Origin of the sequence: Bartonella sp. WD16.2 (genome assembly GCF_002022505.1) — a bacterium.
Classification (GTDB): domain Bacteria; phylum Pseudomonadota; class Alphaproteobacteria; order Rhizobiales; family Rhizobiaceae; genus Bartonella.
Window position 1 is genome coordinate 214788 of the sequence record NZ_CP019781.1, and the last position, 20646, is coordinate 235433.

Consider the following 20646-nt stretch of genomic DNA (forward strand, 5'->3'; position numbering starts at 1 on the left):
AAATAAAACACCTCTTAAATACCCCCAACAAATCGTATTAAAGAGATAAAAATTCTTCGCTAGCGTCTATTAAAAACTCACTTACCCACTTTATTCTCTCAAAGGCTCAACCCATACTTCCCTTTGTTTAGAAAGCTAACGGCAATTGAATATACTTTTTTGACGCTCAACATATTGTTCAACATTTTTTTGGAGGCTTTTATTATGAAAACCACTACTTTTGTAAGGATAAGACCTTAAATGATTACTCTCCTTACTAATTGTTCTTAATGTGAGGAACCTAATTTAAAAGCTAAAAGACTACATTTTTGTTTTTAGCACATAAAATTAGTTTCACTCTCTGGTTCATTTTTATGTTTATTTTCACAATACAAAACCTACCATCAAATTAACTAGCGCCCAATTGTGACTTTTAAATGGCTCAAATGCATTTTTTTTGATGTTTTTTATTTTTGAAAGATTTGTTATGAAAAAGGTACATATCACTCTAAAAAATAAAAGCTTCAATTCTCAAAAGCTTCTTTCTGAGGTGTCTTTGGTGAGAGCTGCTTCGTTAGGGGTGGTAATGGCTGCTCTTTTATCGAGCGTTTCTCCAGTTTTTGCTTCTCATCTCTCTTCAACGGGGGCGACAGTTCAAAGTGTAAGTGCAGGTGTGGTTTCTGCAAACGTTGGTCATGGGCGTGTTGGGGTGGCTAATGGTAGTCGTTTTTGTGGGGTAGATCAGGTTGTGAGCCGTAGTTCATCAAGATCGGGTAAGAAAGTATCTGCGAAGGAGAAATCTAAGAAACTGACCGCAAATCAGCTTTCTGATGGTTCTAGTGGTTATTTCTTTGAGAGTAGTTGTGAGGCTGATGCTTCAGTAAATGCTTTAGCAAGTGCGAGTACACATGCTTCAATTGATGGAGTGGCAGGGGATTGGTTTTTAGAAGAAAATAATCCTATCAACTGGTCTGTTAATACGAGGTCTGTTAATACAGCTAGTACACGTGTTGCTGATGGTAAAGATACTGATGCAGTGAATGTTGCTCAGCTAAAAGCGTTACCAGCACAAGATGGAATACGAGGAGATCCGGATCTAATTTACTTCAACGAAGGGCAGATCGCGATTGGAGGTAAAACGAGGGGCGAGGTTATTAACATTTGGAATGAAGATGGTCATGGTCGTTTTATTTTTGGTGTAAAAGGTGGAAGTGTTAAACCAGCATCGACAGATGCAATCAATGGCTCGCAGCTTTATGGGACGAACACTACGATTACGAAGTATTTAGGTGGAAAAGCTGCGTATGAGGATGGTGAATGGACAGAGCCAACGTTTACGATTCAGAAGAAGGATCATCATGATGTTGCTTCTGCCTTTGCCGGTGTTGATAGTAAGTTATCAGAGCTTTCTGAACAGGTTGGCGGTGTGGAAGGCAGTCTCATTGTGCATCAAGAGAAAGAAACGCATAAGATTACCATTGGCGCCAAAGCAGAGGGCGGTGAGATCTCTATTGCCAACAGTAGTAGAGAGCAGCGGAAACTTACCGGTTTGGCTGCTGGAGCTGTTTCAGAAGATTCGCAAGAAGCGATTACTGGTGGGCAGCTTTATGAAACGAATAGCACGATTGCGAAGTATTTAGGTGGAAAAGCTGCGTATGAGGGTGGTAAATGGACAGAGCCAACGTATGAAATTCAGAGCAAGGATCATCATGATGTTGGTTCTGCCTTTGCCGGTGTTGATAGTAAGTTGTCGGAGCTTTCTAAGAAGGTTGAAGGTGTGGAAGGCAGTACAAACCTTGTGGTGCAAGATCCAGAAAAGCATACGATTACCATTGGTGCTAAAGCAGAGGGCGGTGAGATCTCTATTGCCAACAGTAGTAGAGAGCAGCGGAAACTTACCGGTTTGGCTGATGGAGAGCTTTCAGAAGATTCGAAAGAAGCGATTACTGGTGGGCAGCTTTATGAGACGAATAGCACGATTGCGAAGTATTTAGGTGGAAAAGCTGCATATGAGGGTGGTAAATGGACAGAGCCAACGTTTATGATTCAGAGCAAGGGTCATCATGATGTTGGTTCTGCCTTTGCTGGTGTTGATAGTAAGTTGTCAGAGCTTTCTAAACAGGTTGGCGGTGTGGAAGGCAGTCTCATTGTGCATCAAGAGAAAGAAACGCATAAGATTACCATTGGTGCTAAAGTAGAAGGTAAAGAGATTTCCATTGCCAATAAGAGTAAAGGATTGCGCAAACTTACAGGCTTAGAAGAGGGGGCTGTTTCGGAAGTTTCAACAGATGCAGTTTCAGGTAAGCAGCTTCACGGGGTCAAGCAAAGCGTTGAGAAGTTGAGTAGCACTGTTGATAAAGCTAAGGAGGATATTTCAACTTTAGATAAGAATCTTAATGCTTCTTTAGGAGGAGGAGCAAACGTATTTTCAGGTACAGCTCCGAAGTATAAAATTCAGGGTCAAAGTCGTACAGGTGTTGAGGCAGCTTTTCAGGGTGTTGATGAAACATTAACACAGCTTTCTGGTAAGATTAGTGAGGTGGAGAAGAACAGCTTTGTAGCACAAGAAGATTTGGGCCTGATCACGATTGGTAAGGATGTAGAGGGCGGTGAGATTTCCATTGCCAACAAGAGTAAAGGATTGCGCAAGCTTACAGGCTTAGAAGAGGGGGTTGTTTCAGCAGGTTCAACAGATGGAGTTTCAGGTAAGCAGCTTTATAAGTTGGATCAGAGTGTTGAGAAGTTGGCTAGCAGTGCTAAGAGTGTTCAGACAAATATTGCAACCTTTGATAAGAATCTTAATGAGTTTTTAGGAGGAGGAGCAGATGTACTGAAGGGTACAGCTCCGAAGTATAAAATTCAGGGTCAAAGTCGTACAGGTATTGAAGCTGCCTTTAAGGGTGTTGATGAGAAACTAACAGAACTTTCTAAACAGGTTGGCGGTGTGGAAGGTAATGGTCTTGTAACGCAAGATAAATCGTCGAATATAATCACGATTGGTAAGGATGTAGAGGGCGGTGAGATTTCCATTGCCAACAAGAATAAAGGATTGCGCAAGCTTACAGGTTTGGAAGAGGGGGATGTTTCGAAAACTTCAACAGATGCGGTCACAGGTAAGCAGCTTCATGAGGTCAAGCAAAGCGTTGCACAGTTGACTGAGACAGTATCTGGTGTTCAGGTAAATATTGTAGACTTTGACAAGAATATTACGAAGTCTTTAGGTGGTAGCGCAAGCGTGCTGGAAAGTAAACAGCCGACGTATAAAATTCAGGACCGAGGTCGTATTGGTATTGAAGCAGCTTTTCAGGGAGTTGATGAAACATTAACACAGCTTTCTGGTAAGATTGGTGAGGTGGAAAAGAACAGCCTTGTAGCGCAAGAAGATTTGGGCCTGATCACGATTGGTGCTAAAGTAGAAGGTAAAGAGATTTCCATTGCCGACAAGAGTAAAGGATTGCGCAAGCTTACAGGCTTGGAAGAGGGGGCTGTTTCAGCAGGGTCAACAGATGCAGTTTCAGGTAAACAGCTTCACGGGGTCAAGCAAAGCGTTGAGAAGTTGAGTGGCACTGTCGGGAAGGCTGAGAAAGATATTTTAGCCTTGGATAAGAATCTTAATGCTTCTTTAGGAGGAGGAGCAGATGTACTGAAGGGTACAGCTCCGAAGTATGAAATTCAGGGCCAAGGTCGTACAGGTGTTGAAGCAGCTTTTAAGGGTGTTGATGAAACATTGACAGGTCTTTCTAAGAAGGTTGAAGGTGTGGAAGGTAGTCTCATTGTGCATCAAGAGAAAGAAACGCATAAGATTACCATTGGTGCTAAAGTAGAAGGTAAAGAGATTTCCATTGCCAATAAGAGTAAAGGATTGCGCAAACTTACAGGCTTAGAAGAGGGGGCTGTTTCGGAAGTTTCAACAGATGCAGTTTCAGGTAAGCAGCTTCACGGGGTCAAGCAAAGCGTTGAGAAGTTGACTGAGACAGTATCTGGTGTTCAGGTAAATATTGTAGACTTTGACAGGAATATTACGAAGTCTTTAGGTGGTGGCGCAAGCGTGCTGGAAAGTAAACAGCCGACATATAAAATTCAGGGTCAAGGTCGTACAGGTGTTGAAGCAGCTTTTCAGGGAGTTGATGAAACATTAACACAGTTTTCTGTGAAGATTGGCAAGGTGGAGAAGAACAGTCTTGTAGCGCAAGAAGATTTGGGCCTGATCACGATTGGTAAGGATGTAGAGGGCGGTGAGATTTCCATTGCCAACAAGAGTAAAGGATTGCGCAAGCTTACAGGCTTAGAAGAGGGGGTTGTTTCAGCAGGTTCAACAGATGGAGTTTCAGGTAAGCAGCTTTATAAGTTGGATCAGAGTGTTGAGAAGTTGGCTAGCAGTGCTAAGAGTGTTCAGACAAATATTGCAACCTTTGATAAGAATCTTAATGAGTTTTTAGGAGGAGGAGCAGATGTACTGAAGGGTACAGCTCCGAAGTATAAAATTCAGGGTCAAAGTCGTACAGGTGTTGAAGCAGCTTTTCAGGGTGTTGATGAAACGTTGACGGTTCTTTTGGGTAAGGTTGAGGATGTAACAGGCACAATAAGTAATAACCTTGTAGCACAAGATGAATCGCCAAATGTAATTACGATTGGTAAGAATGTAGAGGGCGATGAGATCTCCATTGCTAACAATAAGAAGGGAATTCGCAAACTTACTGGTTTGGAAGAGGGGGATGTTTCAGCAGAGTCAACAGATGCAGTTTCAGGTAAACAGCTTCATGGGGTCAAGCAAAGCGTTGCACAGTTGACTGAGACAGTATCTGGTGTTCAGGTAAATATTGTAGACTTTGACAAGAATATTACGAAGTCTTTAGGTGGTAGCGCAAGCGTTCTGGAAAGTAAACAGCCGACGTATAAAATTCAGGACCGAGGTCGTATTGGTATTGAAGCAGCTTTTCAGGGAGTTGATGAAACATTAACACAGCTTTCTGGTAAGATTGGTGAGGTGGAAAAGAACAGCCTTGTAGCGCAAGAAGATTTGGGCCTGATCACGATTGGTGCTAAAGTAGAAGGTAAAGAGATTTCCATTGCCAACAAGAGTAAAGGATTGCGCAAGCTTACAGGCTTAGAAGAGGGGGTTGTTTCAGCAGGGTCAACAGATGCAGTTTCAGGTAAGCAGCTTCACGGGGTCAAGCAAAGCGTTGCACAATTGACGGGGACAGTATCTGGTGTTCAGGTAAATATTGTAGACTTTGATAAGAATTTTAATGAATTTTTAGGAGGAGGAGCAGATGTACTGAAGGGTACAGCTCCGAAGTATGAAATTCAGGGCCAAGGTCGTACAGGTGTTGAAGCAGCTTTTAAGGGTGTTGATGAAACATTGACGGTTCTTTTGGGTAAGGTTAAGGATGTAACAAGTGCGATAAGTAATAGCCTTGTAGTGCAGGAAAAAGAGTCGAAGTTGATCACGATTGGTAAGAATGTAGAGGGCGATGAGATCTCCATTTTGAATAATGAAGAGAAAGTTCGTGTACTTACTGGTTTGGCAGAGGGAGATGTTTCGGAAACTTCAACAGATGGAGTTTCAGGTAAGCAGCTTTATAAGCTGGATCAGAGTGTTGAGAAGTTGGTTAGCAGTGCTAAGAATGCTCAAACAAATATTACAACCTTTGATAAGAATATTAATAAGTATTTAGGAGGAGGAGCAGATATACTGAAGAGTACAGCTCCTATTTATACCATTCAGGGTCAAAGTCGTATTGGTATTGAAGCAGCTTTTCAGGGTGTTGATGAAACGTTGACGGTTCTTTTGGGTAAGGTTGAGGATGTAACAAGTACGATAAGTAATAGCCTTATAGTGCAGGAAAAAGAGTCGAAGTTGATCACGATTGGTAAGAATGTAGAGGGCGATGAGATCTCCATTTTGAATAATGAAGAGAAAGTTCGTGTACTTGCTGGTTTGGCAGAGGGAAATGTTTCGGAAGTTTCAACAGATGCAGTTTCAGGTAAGCAGCTTTATAAGCTGGATCAGAGTGTTGAGAAGTTGGCTAGCAGTGCTAAGAGTGCTCAAACAAATATTACAACCTTTGATAAGAATCTTAATAGGTATTTAGGAGGTGGTGCAGATGTACTGAAGAGTACAGCACCCATTTATACCATTCAACAGTATGGGTATAATGATATTGGAATTGCTTTTGAGGGTGTGAGTAGTTCGCTTGAAGATCTTTCTGTGAAGGCTGCAAGTACAGAAAATAGTGTGAAAGCTAGAGTGGAGAATGAGCGGCTTGTAGTGCAAGAAAAAGAGTCGAAGTTGATCACGATTGGTAAAGATGTAGAAGGCGATGAGATTTCTATTTTGAATAATGAAAAAAAAGTTCGTGTACTTACTGGTTTGGCAGAGGGAGATGTTTCGGAAACTTCAACAGATGCAGTTTCAGGTAAGCAGCTTTATAAGTTGGATCAGAGTGTTGAGAAGTTGACTAGCAGTGCTAAGAGTGCTCAAACAAATATTATAACCTTTGATAAGAATCTTAATGAATTTTTAGGAGGAGGAGCAGATGTACTGAAGGGTACAGCTCCGAAGTATAAAATTCAGGATCAAGATCATACAGGTATTGAAGCAGCTTTTAAGGGTGTTGGTGAGAAATTAACGGATCTTTCTATAAAGGCTAGTGAAGCAACAAGTGGCTTGGAATCTAGAATGGAGAATGAACGGCTTGTAGAACAAGATCTCATATCGAAGCTGATTACGATTGGTAAAGATGTAGAAGGCGATGAGATTTCTATTGTTAACAATAAGGGAGGAACTCGTGTTCTTTCAGGTGTTGCAAATGGAGTTCTCTCAAACGATTCAACAGATGCAGTTTCAGGTAAGCAACTTTATGGGCTGGATCAGAGTGTTGAGAAGTTGGTTAGCAGTGCTAAGAATGCTCAAACAAATATTACAACCTTTGATAAGAATATTAATAAGTATTTAGGAGGTGGTGCAGATATACTGAAGGGTACGGCACCTATTTATACCATTCAGGATCAAGATCGTACAGGTGTTGAAGCAGCTTTTCAGGGTGTTGATGAAACGTTGACGATTCTTTTAGGTAAGGTTGAGGATGTAACAAGTACGATAAGTAATAGCCTTATAGTGCAGGAAAAAGAGTCGAAGTTGATCACGATTGGTAAGAATGTAGAGGGCGATGAGATCTCCATTTTGAATAATGAAGAGAAAGTTCGCAAACTTACTGGTTTGGCAGAGGGAGATGTTTCGGAAACTTCAACAGATGCAGTTTCAGGTAAGCAGCTTTATAAGCTGGATCAGAGTGTTGAGAAGTTGGCTAGCAGTGCTAAGAGTGCTCAAACAAATATTACAACCTTTGATAAGAATCTTAATAGGTATTTAGGAGGTGGTGCAGATGTACTGAAGAGTACAGCACCCATTTATACCATTCAACAGTATGGGTATAATGATATTGGAATTGCTTTTGAGGGTGTGAGTAGTTCGCTTGAAGATCTTTCTGTGAAGGCTGCAAGTACAGAAAATAGTGTGAAAGCTAGAGTGGAGAATGAGCGGCTTGTAGTGCAAGAAAAAGAGTCGAAGTTGATCACGATTGGTAAAGATGTAGAAGGCGATGAGATTTCTATTTTGAATAATGAAAAAAAAGTTCGTGTACTTGCTGGTTTGGCAGAGGGAAATGTTTCGGAAACTTCAACAGATGCAGTTTCAGGTAAGCAGCTTTATAAGTTGGATCAGAGTGTTGAGAAGTTGACTAGCAGTGCTAAGAGTGCTCAAACAAATATTATAACCTTTGATAAGAATCTTAATGAATTTTTAGGAGGAGGAGCAGATGTACTGAAGGGTACAGCTCCGAAGTATAAAATTCAGGATCAAGATCATACAGGTATTGAAGCAGCTTTTAAGGGTGTTGGTGAGAAATTAACGGATCTTTCTATAAAGGCTAGTGAAGCAACAAGTGGCTTGGAATCTAGAATGGAGAATGAACGGCTTGTAGAACAAGATCTCATATCGAAGCTGATTACGATTGGTAAAGATGTAGAAGGCGATGAGATTTCTATTGTTAACAATAAGGGAGGAACTCGTGTTCTTTCAGGTGTTGCAAATGGAGTTCTCTCAAACGATTCAACAGATGCAGTTTCAGGTAAGCAACTTTATGGGCTGGATCAGAGTGTTGAGAAGTTGGTTAGCAGTGCTAAGAATGCTCAAACAAATATTACAACCTTTGATAAGAATATTAATAAGTATTTAGGAGGTGGTGCAGATATACTGAAGGGTACGGCACCTATTTATACCATTCAGGATCAAGATCGTACAGGTGTTGAAGCAGCTTTTCAGGGTGTTGATGAAACGTTGACGATTCTTTTAGGTAAGGTTGAGGATGTAACAAGTACGATAAGTAATAGCCTTATAGTGCAGGAAAAAGAGTCGAAGTTGATCACGATTGGTAAGAATGTAGAGGGCGATGAGATCTCCATTTTGAATAATGAAGAGAAAGTTCGCAAACTTACTGGTTTGGCAGAGGGAGATGTTTCGGAAACTTCAACAGATGCAGTTTCAGGTAAGCAGCTTTATGAGATGAACACTACGATAGTGCAGTATTTTGGAGGAAGAGCTGGGTATCAGGATGGAAAGTGGACAGATCCGACGTTTACAATTACGAAATTTGGTAGGCATGGTAAGAATAGAAAAAAAGCATATCATAATGTAGCTGATGCCTTTGGTGCTGTTAATGATAGTATGTCTAGTTTCAATGATCGTATTCAACAGGTTGAAAATCAGGCTTTCGGTATTTTAAATTGGGATAATGAGAAAAATGCCTATGATGCTAGTCATAATGGTCAAGTTGGTAAGATCACTAATGTAGCAAATGGTACTATTGAAAAGGGTTCCACTGATGTAGTCACAGGTGATCAGCTTTGGGAGACGAATGAGAAATTTGGTAAGGTTGAAAACAGGGTTGACACTTTTATGGGTGGAATTGTCACCTATGACAAAGATAAACAAGGCAACAAAACTAATAGCGTCACTTTAGTAGGTGCTGATGATGACACACCTGTAACCATTGACAATGTTGCAGATGGTAAAGTCGAAAAAGGTTCAAAACAAGCAGTCAATGGTGGTCAATTGCATGATTACACCAAAGAACAAATGGATCTTGTTCTTGCAGACGCAAACAAATATACAGATGAAAAAATAAAAAATATAAAAAATATAGAAAATATACCCCCTGATATCATTACACGTGCCAACACTTATACTGATATAAAATTTAATGCTTTGAGTTCTGAAATCAAAAACGTCCAAAAAGAAGCACGACAAGCAGCAGCTGTTAGTTTAGCCGTATCTAATTTACGTTACAACAACACACCTGGCAAATTCAGTATTGCATTGAGTAGTGGTGTATGGCGTGGCCAATCTGCACTTGCCTTTGGTGCCGGTTACACATCTGAAAACGGAAGCGCCCGCTACAATTTATCCACCACAACTTCAGGCGGCCAGTGGGGTATAGGAATAAGTTTAAGCTTAATGTTAAAATAATAAACCCTTCTTATAATAACTCACCCACTTCAACATTTTTTTGGAGGCTTTTATTATGAAAACCACTACTTTTGTAAGGATAAGATCTTAAATGATTACTCTCCTTACTAATTGTTCTTAATGTGAGGAACCTAATTTAAAAGCTAAAAGACTACATTTTTGTTTTTAGCACATAAAATTAGTTTCACTCTCTGGTTCATTTTTATGTTTATTTTCACAATACAAAACCTACCATCAAATTAACTAGCGCCCAATTGTGACTTTTAAATGGCTCAAATGCATTTTTTTTGATGTTTTTTATTTTTGAAAGATTTGTTATGAAAAAGGTACATATCACTCTAAAAAATAAAAGCTTCAATTCTCAAAAGCTTCTTTCTGAGGTGTCTTTGGTGAGAGCTGCTTCGTTAGGGGTGGTAATGGCTGCTCTTTTATCGAGCGTTTCTCCAGTTTTTGCTTCTCATCTCTCTTCAACGGGGGCGACAGTTCAAAGTGTAAGTGCAGGTGTGGTTTCTGCAAACGTTGGTCATGGGCGTGTTGGGGTGGCTAATGGTAGTCGTTTTTGTGGGGTAGATCAGGTTGTGAGCCGTAGTTCATCAAGATCGGGTAAGAAAGTATCTGCGAAGGAGAAATCTAAGAAACTGACCGCAAATCAGCTTTCTGATGGTTCTAGTGGTTATTTCTTTGAGAGTAGTTGTGAGGCTGATGCTTCAGTAAATGCTTTAGCAAGTGCGAGTACACATGCTTCAATTGATGGAGTGGCAGGGGATTGGTTTTTAGAAGAAAATAATCCTATCAACTGGTCTGTTAATACAAGGTTTGTCAATACAGCTAGTACACGTGTTATTGGCGAGGAGATGAGGGGGCGTCACAACTTAGTCGTTGTGACGCCCCGCCAGGTAACGCTTTCAATGTGTGTGTAGGTTCAGGGGTTAATGTGAATGCTGGTAGCAGTTCTGGTGTTGCTTTGGGGAGAAGCTCTATGTCTTATGCTAGAGTGGGACAGCAGATTTTGTTTGGTTATGATCCCTTGTCTGGTAAGACTACGGGGAGGACCGATGCTTCATGGAAAAGTTCTTACGATCCAGTTTCTTTTGGTAATGAAAAAGAAGGAATAACGCGACAAATTACAGGGGTGGCCGCTGGTTATTACGATACTGATGCAGCGAGCATTGCGCAGCTAAAAGAGTTAAAGGAATGGACAGAGAAGCAAGGTGGCACTTGGAAACTTTCTATTGATAGTGGAGGTGCTACAAAAATTAATTATAAAAACGGTGTTAAGTTAATTTCCAAGGATAATCTTAGCATTACTAAAACGGACCAGGGAGTTAAATTTAATCTGAAACCGAATCTTAAAGTAACTAGCATTACGGTGGAGAGTAATGGTCCAACGTTGAGTGGTGTTGGGATTGATGCTGGAAAAAAATTGAAAATGTAACAGAAGGAAGAATTACTCAAGCTTCGATAGAAGCAGTAACAGGTTCTCAGCTTTATGAGATGAATACAACGATAGCACGGTATTTCGGAGGAGGAGCAGGATATGAGGGTGGTCAATGGACAGATCCTACATTTAGTGTAGTCCAATTTGGTACGAATGGCAAGAATGTCAGACAGGACTATCATACTGTAGCAGATGCTTTTGGTGCTGTTAATAGTAGTCTGTCAGGTCTCAATGATCACATTCAGCAAGTTGAAAATCAGGCGAATTCTTCAGTGAACTCTGATGGTTTAAATTGGAGTGGTGAACAAGGAGCCTATGATGCTAACCATGGTGGTCAAGCAGGTAAAATTACTAATGTGGCTAATGGTGCTATTGAACAGGGATCTTCTGATGCGATTACAGGTGATCAACTTTGGCAGACGAATGAAAAGGTTGACGGTCTTGAAAACAAAGTTGATAGTATAATTAACGATGTTGACATTCTTACTGAGGGGGCTGTTATTTATGATAAAGATGAACATGGCGCAAAAGTTAATAGCATTACGTTAGTCGGTGTTAAAGAAGGTGACCCTGTGGTCATTGACAATGTTGCAAATGGTAGGATCGAAAAAGGTTCAAAACAAGCGATTAACGGTGGGCAGTTGCATGATTACGTCCAAGAACAGACAAAACTTACTCTTGCCGATGCTAACAAATACACCGATGAAAAAATAGAAAATATAGTTGGTGGTGCTGTTGCACAAGCTAACACCTATACTGATACGACATTTGATGTCTTAAATTACAAAATTAAAAACGTCCAAAAAGAAGCAAGACAAGCAGCAGCTATTGGTTTAGCTGTGTCTAATTTGCGTTACGCTGATATACCTGGGGCAATAAGTGTTGCATTTGGTAGTGGTTTATGGCGCAGTCAATCAGCATCTTCTTTTGGTGCTAGTTATACATCTGAAAATGGAAAGGCCCGTTCTAGTTTATCTGCAGCGACTTCTGGAGGTCACTGGGGTGTAGGTGCAGGAGTAAGCTTAATATTAAAATTTTCTAAATAAATTAACCAAACTCCATGAAAGAAAAAAGTTATCCACAGGTTTATTGAGACAATATTAATTAATAATTAAATCCACTACGAATATATACTACCTATCTTTACTGGAAAATAAAACACATCTCAATCTTTATTAAGATTCATTTTAATACGTAGAACTATATCCCTTTATTTCTTCTATTTACTAATCAATATGTACTTTGCTAATTTTTGAGACCACATTAATAACAACAAACTTTTATTTTGGAGGGGTTATTATGAAAAACTACATATTTTTGAGGTCACACACCTTATAAGGACAGAATCCGAAATGATGACTTTCCTTATTAATTTCTATTGACTCAAACAGCCCATTTAAAAGCTACAAAACCTCATTCTTTTATTTGTTAGCTTGAAAAGTTAGTCTCATTCTTTGGTTTATTTTTTATGTTTGTTTTCACAACAAAAGTCTACCATTGAATTAGATAGTGCTCAATTGTGACTTTTAAATGGCTCAAATGCATTTTTTTGATGTTTTTTATTTTTGAAAGATTTGTTATGAAAAAATTACATATCACTCCAAAAAACAAAGGCCTCAATGGTCCAAGATCTCTGTCTGAAGTGTCTTTGGTTAGAGTTGTTTCATTAGGGGCGGTAATGGCTTCTCTTTTATCGAGTGTTTCTCCAGTTTTTGCTTCTCATCTTTCTTCAACAGGGGCGGCAGTTCAAAGTGCAAATGCGAGCCAAAGCACAAGTGGTGTAATTTCTGCAAGTGCTCGTGATGGGCGTGTTGTTATGACGCATGGTGATCGTTCTTGTGGTGTGGATCATGTTGTTAGTCGTTCATCATCCACATCAGGCAAGAAAAGATCCGCAGAAGAGCATTATAAGAAATTGACCGCCAATCAGCTCTCTGATGATTCTGGTGGTTATTCCTTTGAAAGTAGTTGTGGGGCTGATACATCAGTGAATGCTTTAATTGATGTAGAAACGACAAGAGATTGGTTGCTGAAAGAAAATAATGCTATTAATCGGTCTAGTAATGCAATAGTTTTCTTATCTGCGGATGCAACCAGTGCAGGGGGATATAATCAGCAAAACGGGCTCTCTATTATTGGTGAAAACAGTAGTCGTGGGGTGCTTCCAGAGAAACTTGAGTATTGGTGTGATTCCGATGGGTTAGCAAGGAGGTCAGTGTGTATAGGTACCGAAGCTCGTGCAGACGCAGCAGATGCTGTTGCTTTGGGGTCCTACTCTAGAGGCCATCGTGGTGCTGGAGTGTCTGGTTATAATGCTCGGGTTGATGGACATTATGCCGTGAACCGGATTGAATGGACAAGTACTCTTGGTGAAATTAGTATTGGTGATGAACCTCTAGGAAAAACACGACAAATTACGGGAGTCTCTGCTGGTACTCATGATACTGATGCAGTGAATGTTGCTCAGCTAAAATCATTGAAAGAATGGATCATTAAGGATACTGTAACCAGTCGTTGGAGAATTTCTGTTGACGGCCAAAATGTTACAGTCATTGGTGACCAAGACGGGGTTGATTTCTCTGCTCAGCCTGATAGCAATATTAAGATTGTCAAAGAGGGTAATCATATACAATTTAATTTGGTTGAGGATCTTAAAGTATCAAGCATTACATTGGGAAGTGGTGGTCCAAAGTTAAGTGCTAGTGGGATCGATGCTGGGTATAAAACAATTACACACCTGGTCGGCGGAGATATTAGAGTAGACTCTACAGAAGCAGTGAATGGTTTCCAGCTGTATAAGGTGGCCAGTGCTACTTCGAAGTATTTCGGTGGTGAAGGAGATGTACTAGAAGGCCATATTCCGCGGTATAGAATTCAGGGGGAGGTACAGGCTGATGTTGGGTCTGCTTTTGAGGCTGTTGATACGGTACTGACACGGCTTACTACTGGGCTTTACGATGCTGCCAGTAATAGCTTTACTATGCAAGATCCAGAGACACATGCTATCACTATTGGAGCAAAAACAGATGGCACTGTGGTTTCCATCGCTGCTAGAGGTTCGAGACCTCGCGTTCTTACTGGTTTGGCAGATGGACATGTTTCAGAAAATTCGACAAACGCTATCACTGGTTCGCAGCTTTGGCAGGCGATGGGAAATGTTGTCGAATTAAAAGGTGCTGTGTCTGGTGTAGATGGGCGTATGACAATTTTTACTAATAGGCTTTCTCGGTATTTAGATGGTAATGCAAATCTTGCAGGTGGTCAAGAACCGACGTATATTATTCAAAAAAAGGAGCATAACAGTGTTGGCCGTGCGTTTGTAGGTGTTGATAAGACACTGACGGATCTTTATGAGAAGGTTGATATTCTGCACAACAGCGTAGGGGATGACAGTCTTGTAGCGCAAAGTCAAGAATCTCAGCTGATTACGATTGGAGGACAGACTGGGGGTAATAAGATCAGTATCACCAATAATAAAGGGGAAGCTCGTGTGCTTACCGGCTTGAAGGGTGGAGATGTTTCTGAAAGTTCGATAGAAGCAGTAACAGGTAAACAGCTTTATGAAGTGGGTCAGGACATTGAGGGTGTGAATGCTGCTGTAACGAATGTTGAGGGAAATATCACAACTTTTGGTGGGAATATTTCTCGGTATTTAGGTGGTGGAGCATATGTACTGGCAGGTACAGCCCCAACGTATAGCATTCAGAAAAAGGAGCATAATGATATTGGCAGTGCGTTTGCAGGTGTTGATAATACACTGACAGATCTTTATGAGAAAGTTGATGTTTTGCACAACAGCGTAGGGGATGACAGTCTTGTAGCGCAAAGTCAAGGATCTCAGCTGATTACGATTGGAGGACAGACTGGGGGTAATAAGATCAGTATCATCAACAACAAGAGAGAATCTCGTGTTCTTACTGGTTTGGCAAAGGGGCGTCTTTTGGAAAGTTCGATAGAAGCAGTAACAGGTGCACAGCTTTATGAAATGGGTCAGGATGTTAATGGTTTACGTGCTGCTGTATTGAATGTTGTGGAGAATTTTATAACTCTTGATGGGAATATTTCTCGGTATTTAGGTGGTGGAGCAGATGTACTGGCAGGTACAGCCCCAACGTATAGCATTCAGAAAAAGGAGCATAATGATATTGGCAGTGCGTTTGCAGGTGTTGATAATACACTGACAGATCTTTATGAGAAGGTTGATGGTCTGCACAACAGCGTAGGGGATGACAGTCTTGTAGCGCAAAGTCAAGAATCTCAGCTGATTACGATTGGAGGACAGACTGGGGGTAATAAGATCAGTATCACCAACAACAAAGGTGAATCTCGTGTTCTTACTGGTTTGGCAAATGGGGATGTTTCTGAAAGTTCGATAGAAGCAGTGACAGGTAAACAGCTTTATGAAGTAGGTCAGGACATTGAGGGTGTGAATGCTGCTGTAACGAATGTTGAGAGGAATGTTACAACTCTTGATGGGAATATTTCTCGGTATTTAGGTGGTGGAGCATATGTACTGGCAGGTACAGCCCCAACGTATAGCATTCAGAAAAAGGAGCATAATGATATTGGCAGTGCGTTTGCAGGTGTTGATAGTTCACTGACAGATCTTTATGAGAAAGTTGATGGTCTGCACAACAGCGTAGGGGATGACAGTCTTGTAGCGCAAGGTCAAGAATCTCAGCTGATTACGATTGGAGGACAGACTGGGGGTAATAAGATCAGTATCACCAACAACAAAGGGGAAGCTCGTGTGCTTACCGGCTTGAAGGATGGAGATGTTTCTGAAAGTTCGATAGAAGCAGTAACAGGTAAACAGCTTTATGAAGTGGGTCAGGACATTGAGGGTGTGAATGCTGCTGTAACGAATGTTGAGAGGAATGTTACAACTCTTGATGGGAATATTTCTCGGTATTTAGGTGGTGGAGCAGATGTACTGGCAGGTACAGCCCCAACGTATAGCATTCAGAAAAAGGAGCATAATGATATTGGCAGTGCGTTTGCAGGTGTTGATAATACACTGACAGATCTTTATGAGAAGGTTGATGTTCTGCACAACAGCGTAGGGGATGACAGTCTTGTAGCGCAAAGTCAAGAATCTCAGCTGATTGCGATTGGAGGACAGACTGGGGGTAATAAGATCAGTATCACCAACAACAAAGGTGAGTCTCGTGTTCTTACTGGTTTGGCAAATGGGGATGTTTCTGAAAGTTCGATAGAAGCAGTGACAGGTAAACAGCTTTATGAAGTAGGTCAGGACATTGAGGGTGTGAATGCTGCTGTAACGAATGTTGAGAGGAATGTTACAACTCTTGATGGGAATATTTCTCGGTATTTAGGTGGTGGAGCATATGTACTGGCAGGTACAGCCCCAACGTATAGCATTCAGAAAAAGGAGCATAATGATATTGGCAGTGCGTTTGCAGGTGTTGATAGTTCACTGACAGATCTTTATGAGAAAGTTGATGGTCTGGAAAATGGTAGTGTTACAGTAGGTAATGGTCTTGTTGAGCAACATCCTGTGTCAAATCTGATCACTATTGGAGCAAAAACAGATGGTACTAAGGTTTCCATTACTAACAAAGATGGTGAATCTCGTGTTCTTACTGGTTTGGCAAATGGGGATGTTTCTGAAAGTTCGATAGAAGCAGTAACAGGTTCTCAGCTTTATGAAGTAGGTCAGGACATTGAGGGTGTGAATGCTGCTGTAACGAATGTTGAGAGGAATGTTACAACTCTTGATGGGAATATTTCTCGGTATTTAGGTGGTGGAGCATATGTACTGGCAGGTACAGCCCCAACGTATAGCATTCAGAAAAAGGAGCATAATGATATTGGCAGTGCGTTTGCAGGTGTTGATAATACACTGACAGATCTTTATGAGAAAGTTGATGGTCTGGAAAATGGTAGTGTTACAGTAGGTAATGGTCTTGTTGAGCAACATCCTGTGTCAAATCTGATCACTATTGGAGCAAAAACAGATGGTACTAAGGTTTCCATTACTAACAAAGATGGTGAATCTCGTGTTCTTACTGGTTTGGCAAATGGGGATGTTTCTGAAAGTTCGATAGAAGCAGTGACAGGTAAACAGCTTTATGAAGTAGGTCAGGATGTTGAGGATTTAAGTGCTGCTGTAACGAATGTTGAGAGGAATGTTACAACTCTTGATGGGAATATTTCTCGGTATTTAGGTGGTGGAGCATATGTACTGGCAGGTACAGCCCCAACGTATAGCATTCAGAAAAAGGAGCATAATGATATTGGCAGTGCGTTTGCAGGTGTTGATAGTTCACTGACAGATCTTTATGAGAAAGTTGATGGTCTGGAAAATGGTAGTGTTACAGTAGGTAATGGTCTTGTTGAGCAACATCCTGTGTCAAATCTGATCACTATTGGAGCAAAAACAGATGGTACTAAGGTTTCCATTACTAACAAAGATGGTGAATCTCGTGTTCTTACTGGTTTGGCAAATGGGGATGTTTCTGAAAGTTCGATAGAAGCAGTAACAGGTTCTCAGCTTTATGAAGTAGGTCAGGATGTTGAGGATTTAAGTGCTGCTGTAACGAATGTTGAGAGGAATGTTACAACTCTTGATGGGAATATTTCTCGGTATTTAGGTGGTGGAGCATATGTACTGGCAGGTACAGCCCCAACGTATAGCATTCAGAAAAAGGAGCATAATGATATTGGCAGTGCGTTTGCAGGTGTTGATAGTTCACTGACAGATCTTTATGAGAAAGTTGATGGTCTGGAAAATGGTAGTGTTACAGTAGGTAATGGTCTTGTTGAGCAACATCCTGTGTCAAATCTGATCACTATTGGAGCAAAAACAGATGGTACTAAGGTTTCCATTACTAACAAAGATGGTGAATCTCGTGTTCTTACTGGTTTGGCAAATGGGGATGTTTCTGAAAGTTCGATAGAAGCAGTAACAGGTTCTCAGCTTTATGAAGTAGGTCAGGATGTTGAGGATTTAAGTGCTGCTGTAACGAATGTTGAGAGGAATGTTACAACTCTTGATGGGAATATTTCTCGGTATTTAGGTGGTGGAGCATATGTACTGGCAGGTACAGCCCCAACGTATAGCATTCAGAAAAAGGAGCATAATGATATTGGCAGTGCGTTTGCAGGTGTTGATAGTTCACTGACAGATCTTTATGAGAAAGTTGATGGTCTGGAAAATGGTAGTGTTACAGTAGGTAATGGTCTTGTTGAGCAACATCCTGTGTCAAATCTGATCACTATTGGAGCAAAAACAGATGGTACTAAGGTTTCCATTACTAACAAAGATGGTGAATCTCGTGTTCTTACTGGTTTGGCAAATGGGGATGTTTCTGAAAGTTCGATAGAAGCAGTAACAGGTTCTCAGCTTTATGAAGTAGGTCAGGACATTGAGGGTGTGAATGCTGCTGTAACGAATGTTGAGAGGAATGTTACAACTCTTGATGGGAATATTTCTCGGTATTTAGGTGGTGGAGCAGATGTACTGGCAGGTACAGCCCCAACGTATAGCATTCAGAAAAAGGAGCATAATGATATTGGCAGTGCGTTTGCAGGTGTTGATAATACACTGACAGATCTTTATGAGAAGGTTGATGTTCTGCACAACAGCGTAGGGGATGACAGTCTTGTAGCGCAAAGTCAAGAATCTCAGCTGATTGCGATTGGAGGACAGACTGGGGGTAATAAGATCAGTATCACCAACAACAAAGGTGAGTCTCGTGTTCTTACTGGTTTGGCAAATGGGGATGTTTCTGAAAGTTCGATAGAAGCAGTAACAGGTTCTCAGCTTTATGAAGTAGGTCAGGATGTTGAGGATTTAAGTGCTGCTGTAACAAATGTTGAGAGGAATGTTACAACTCTTGATGGGAATATTTCTCGGTATTTAGGTGGTGGAGCATATGTACTGGCAGGTACAGCCCCAACGTATAGCATTCAGAAAAAGGAGCATAATGATATTGGCAGTGCGTTTGCAGGTGTTGATAGTTCACTGACAGATCTTTATGAGAAAGTTGATGGTCTGGAAAATGGTAGTGTTACAGTAGGTAATGGTCTTGTTGAGCAACATCCTGTGTCAAATCTGATCACTATTGGAGCAAAAACAGATGGTACTAAGGTTTCCATTACTAACAAAGATGGTGAATCTCGTGTTCTTACTGGTTTGGCAAATGGGGATGTTTCTGAAAGTTCGATAGAAGCAGTAACAGGTTCTCAGCTTTATGAAGTAGGTCAGGACATTGAGGGTGTGAATGCTGCTGTAACGAATGTTGAGAGGAATGTTACAACTCTTGATGGGAATATTTCTCGGTATTTAGGTGGTGGAGCAGATGTACTGGCAGGTACAGCCCCAACGTATAGCATTCAGAAAAAGGAGCATAATGATATTGGCAGTGCGTTTGCAGGTGTTGATAATACACTGACAGATCTTTATGAGAAGGTTGATGTTCTGCACAACAGCGTAGGGGATGACAGTCTTGTAGCGCAAAGTCAAGAATCTCAGCTGATTGCGATTGGAGGACAGACTGGGGGTAATAAGATCAGTATCACCAACAACAAAGGTGAGTCTCGTGTTCTTACTGGTTTGGCAAATGGGGATGTTTCTGAAAGTTCGATAGAAGCAGTAACAGGTTCTCAGCTTTATGAGATGAATACAACGATAGCACGGTATTTCGGAGGAGGAGCAGGATATGAGGGTGGTCAATGGACAGATCCTACATTTAGTGTAGTCCAATTTGGTACGAATGGCAAGAATGTCAGACAGGACTATCATACTGTAGCAGATGCTTTTGGTGCTGTTAATAGTAGTCTGTCAGGTCTCAATGATCACATTCAGCAAGTTGAAAATCAGGCGAATTCTTCAGTGAACTCTGATGGTTTAAATTGGAGTGGTGAACAAGGAGCCTATGATGCTAACCATGGTGGTCAAGCAGGTAAAATTACTAATGTGGCTAATGGTGCTATTGAACAGGGATCTTCTGATGCGATTACAGGTGATCAACTTTGGCAGACGAATGAAAAGGTTGACGGTCTTGAAAACAAAGTTGATAGTATAATTAACGATGTTGACATTCTTACTGAGGGGGCTGTTATTTATGATAAAGATGAACATGGCGCAAAAGTTAATAGCATTACGTTAGTCGGTGTTAAAGAAGGTGACCCTGTGGTCATTGACAATGTTGCAAATGGTAGGATCGAAAAAGGTTCAAAACAAGCGATTAACGGTGGGCAGTTGCATGATTACGTCCAAGAACAGACAAAACTTACTCTTGCCGATGCTAACAAATACACCGATGAAAAAATAGAAAATATAGTTGGTGGTGCTGTTGCACAAGCTAACACCTATACTGATACGACATTTGATGTCTTAAATTACAAAATTAAAAACGTCCAAAAAGAAGCAAGACAAGCAGCAGCTATTGGTTTAGCTGTGTCTAATTTGCGTTACGCTGATATACCTGGGGCAATAAGTGTTGCATTTGGTAGTGGTTTATGGCGCAGTCAATCAGCATCTTCTTTTGGTGCTAGTTATACATCTGAAAATGGAAAGGCCCGTTCTAGTTTATCTGCAGCGACTTCTGGAGGTCACTGGGGTGTAGGTGCAGGAGTAAGCTTAATATTAAAGCGATGAAATAGCGTTTTCATTAATGATCTAAATATGTCTTTTTGATGTCCAAATATGTTTTTTATTTTTGAAAGATTTGTT

At 40.8% G+C, this 20646-nt stretch carries 4 protein-coding genes and 1 pseudogene; all 5 read left to right on the forward strand.

Annotated features, from left to right (window positions below; all coding sequences use genetic code 11):
• Positions 1-466 precede the first annotated feature (466 nt).
• The 5 genes and pseudogenes from BWD162_RS00740 (at position 467) to BWD162_RS00755 (ending at position 20571) form a co-directional block, all read left to right on the forward strand.
• Positions 467-9508 carry a YadA-like family protein gene (locus BWD162_RS00740; RefSeq protein WP_153300977.1) on the forward strand — a complete coding sequence of 3014 codons (9042 nt, stop codon included), beginning with the start codon at positions 467-469 and terminating at the stop codon, positions 9506-9508.
• Positions 9509-9825: 317 nt separating this feature from the next.
• Complete coding sequence (locus BWD162_RS00745; RefSeq protein WP_153300978.1) at positions 9826-10428, forward strand: hypothetical protein; 603 nt, start codon at positions 9826-9828, stop codon at positions 10426-10428.
• Between the two features lie 14 nt (positions 10429-10442).
• Positions 10443-10943 carry a hypothetical protein gene (locus tag BWD162_RS07840; protein ID WP_236824121.1) on the forward strand — a complete coding sequence of 167 codons (501 nt, stop codon included), beginning with the start codon at positions 10443-10445 and terminating at the stop codon, positions 10941-10943.
• 11 nt (positions 10944-10954) lie between these two features.
• A pseudogene (locus BWD162_RS00750) lies at positions 10955-11992 on the forward strand (YadA-like family protein); the annotation flags it as partial.
• Positions 11993-12525: 533 nt separating this feature from the next.
• The gene (locus tag BWD162_RS00755) at positions 12526-20571 is read left to right on the forward strand and encodes a YadA-like family protein (RefSeq protein WP_194284861.1); all 8046 of its coding nucleotides are present in this window, start codon (positions 12526-12528) and stop codon (positions 20569-20571) included.
• The last annotated feature ends 75 nt before the right edge of the window (positions 20572-20646 follow it).

Excerpts from the sequence above, each read along its gene's own strand:
- BWD162_RS00740 (WP_153300977.1), top strand. The coding sequence starts at position 467 with ATGAAAAAGGTACATATCACTCTAAAAAATAAAAGCTTCAATTCTCAA.
- BWD162_RS00745 (WP_153300978.1), top strand. The coding sequence starts at position 9,826 with ATGAAAAAGGTACATATCACTCTAAAAAATAAAAGCTTCAATTCTCAA.
- BWD162_RS00755 (WP_194284861.1), top strand. The coding sequence starts at position 12,526 with ATGAAAAAATTACATATCACTCCAAAAAACAAAGGCCTCAATGGTCCA.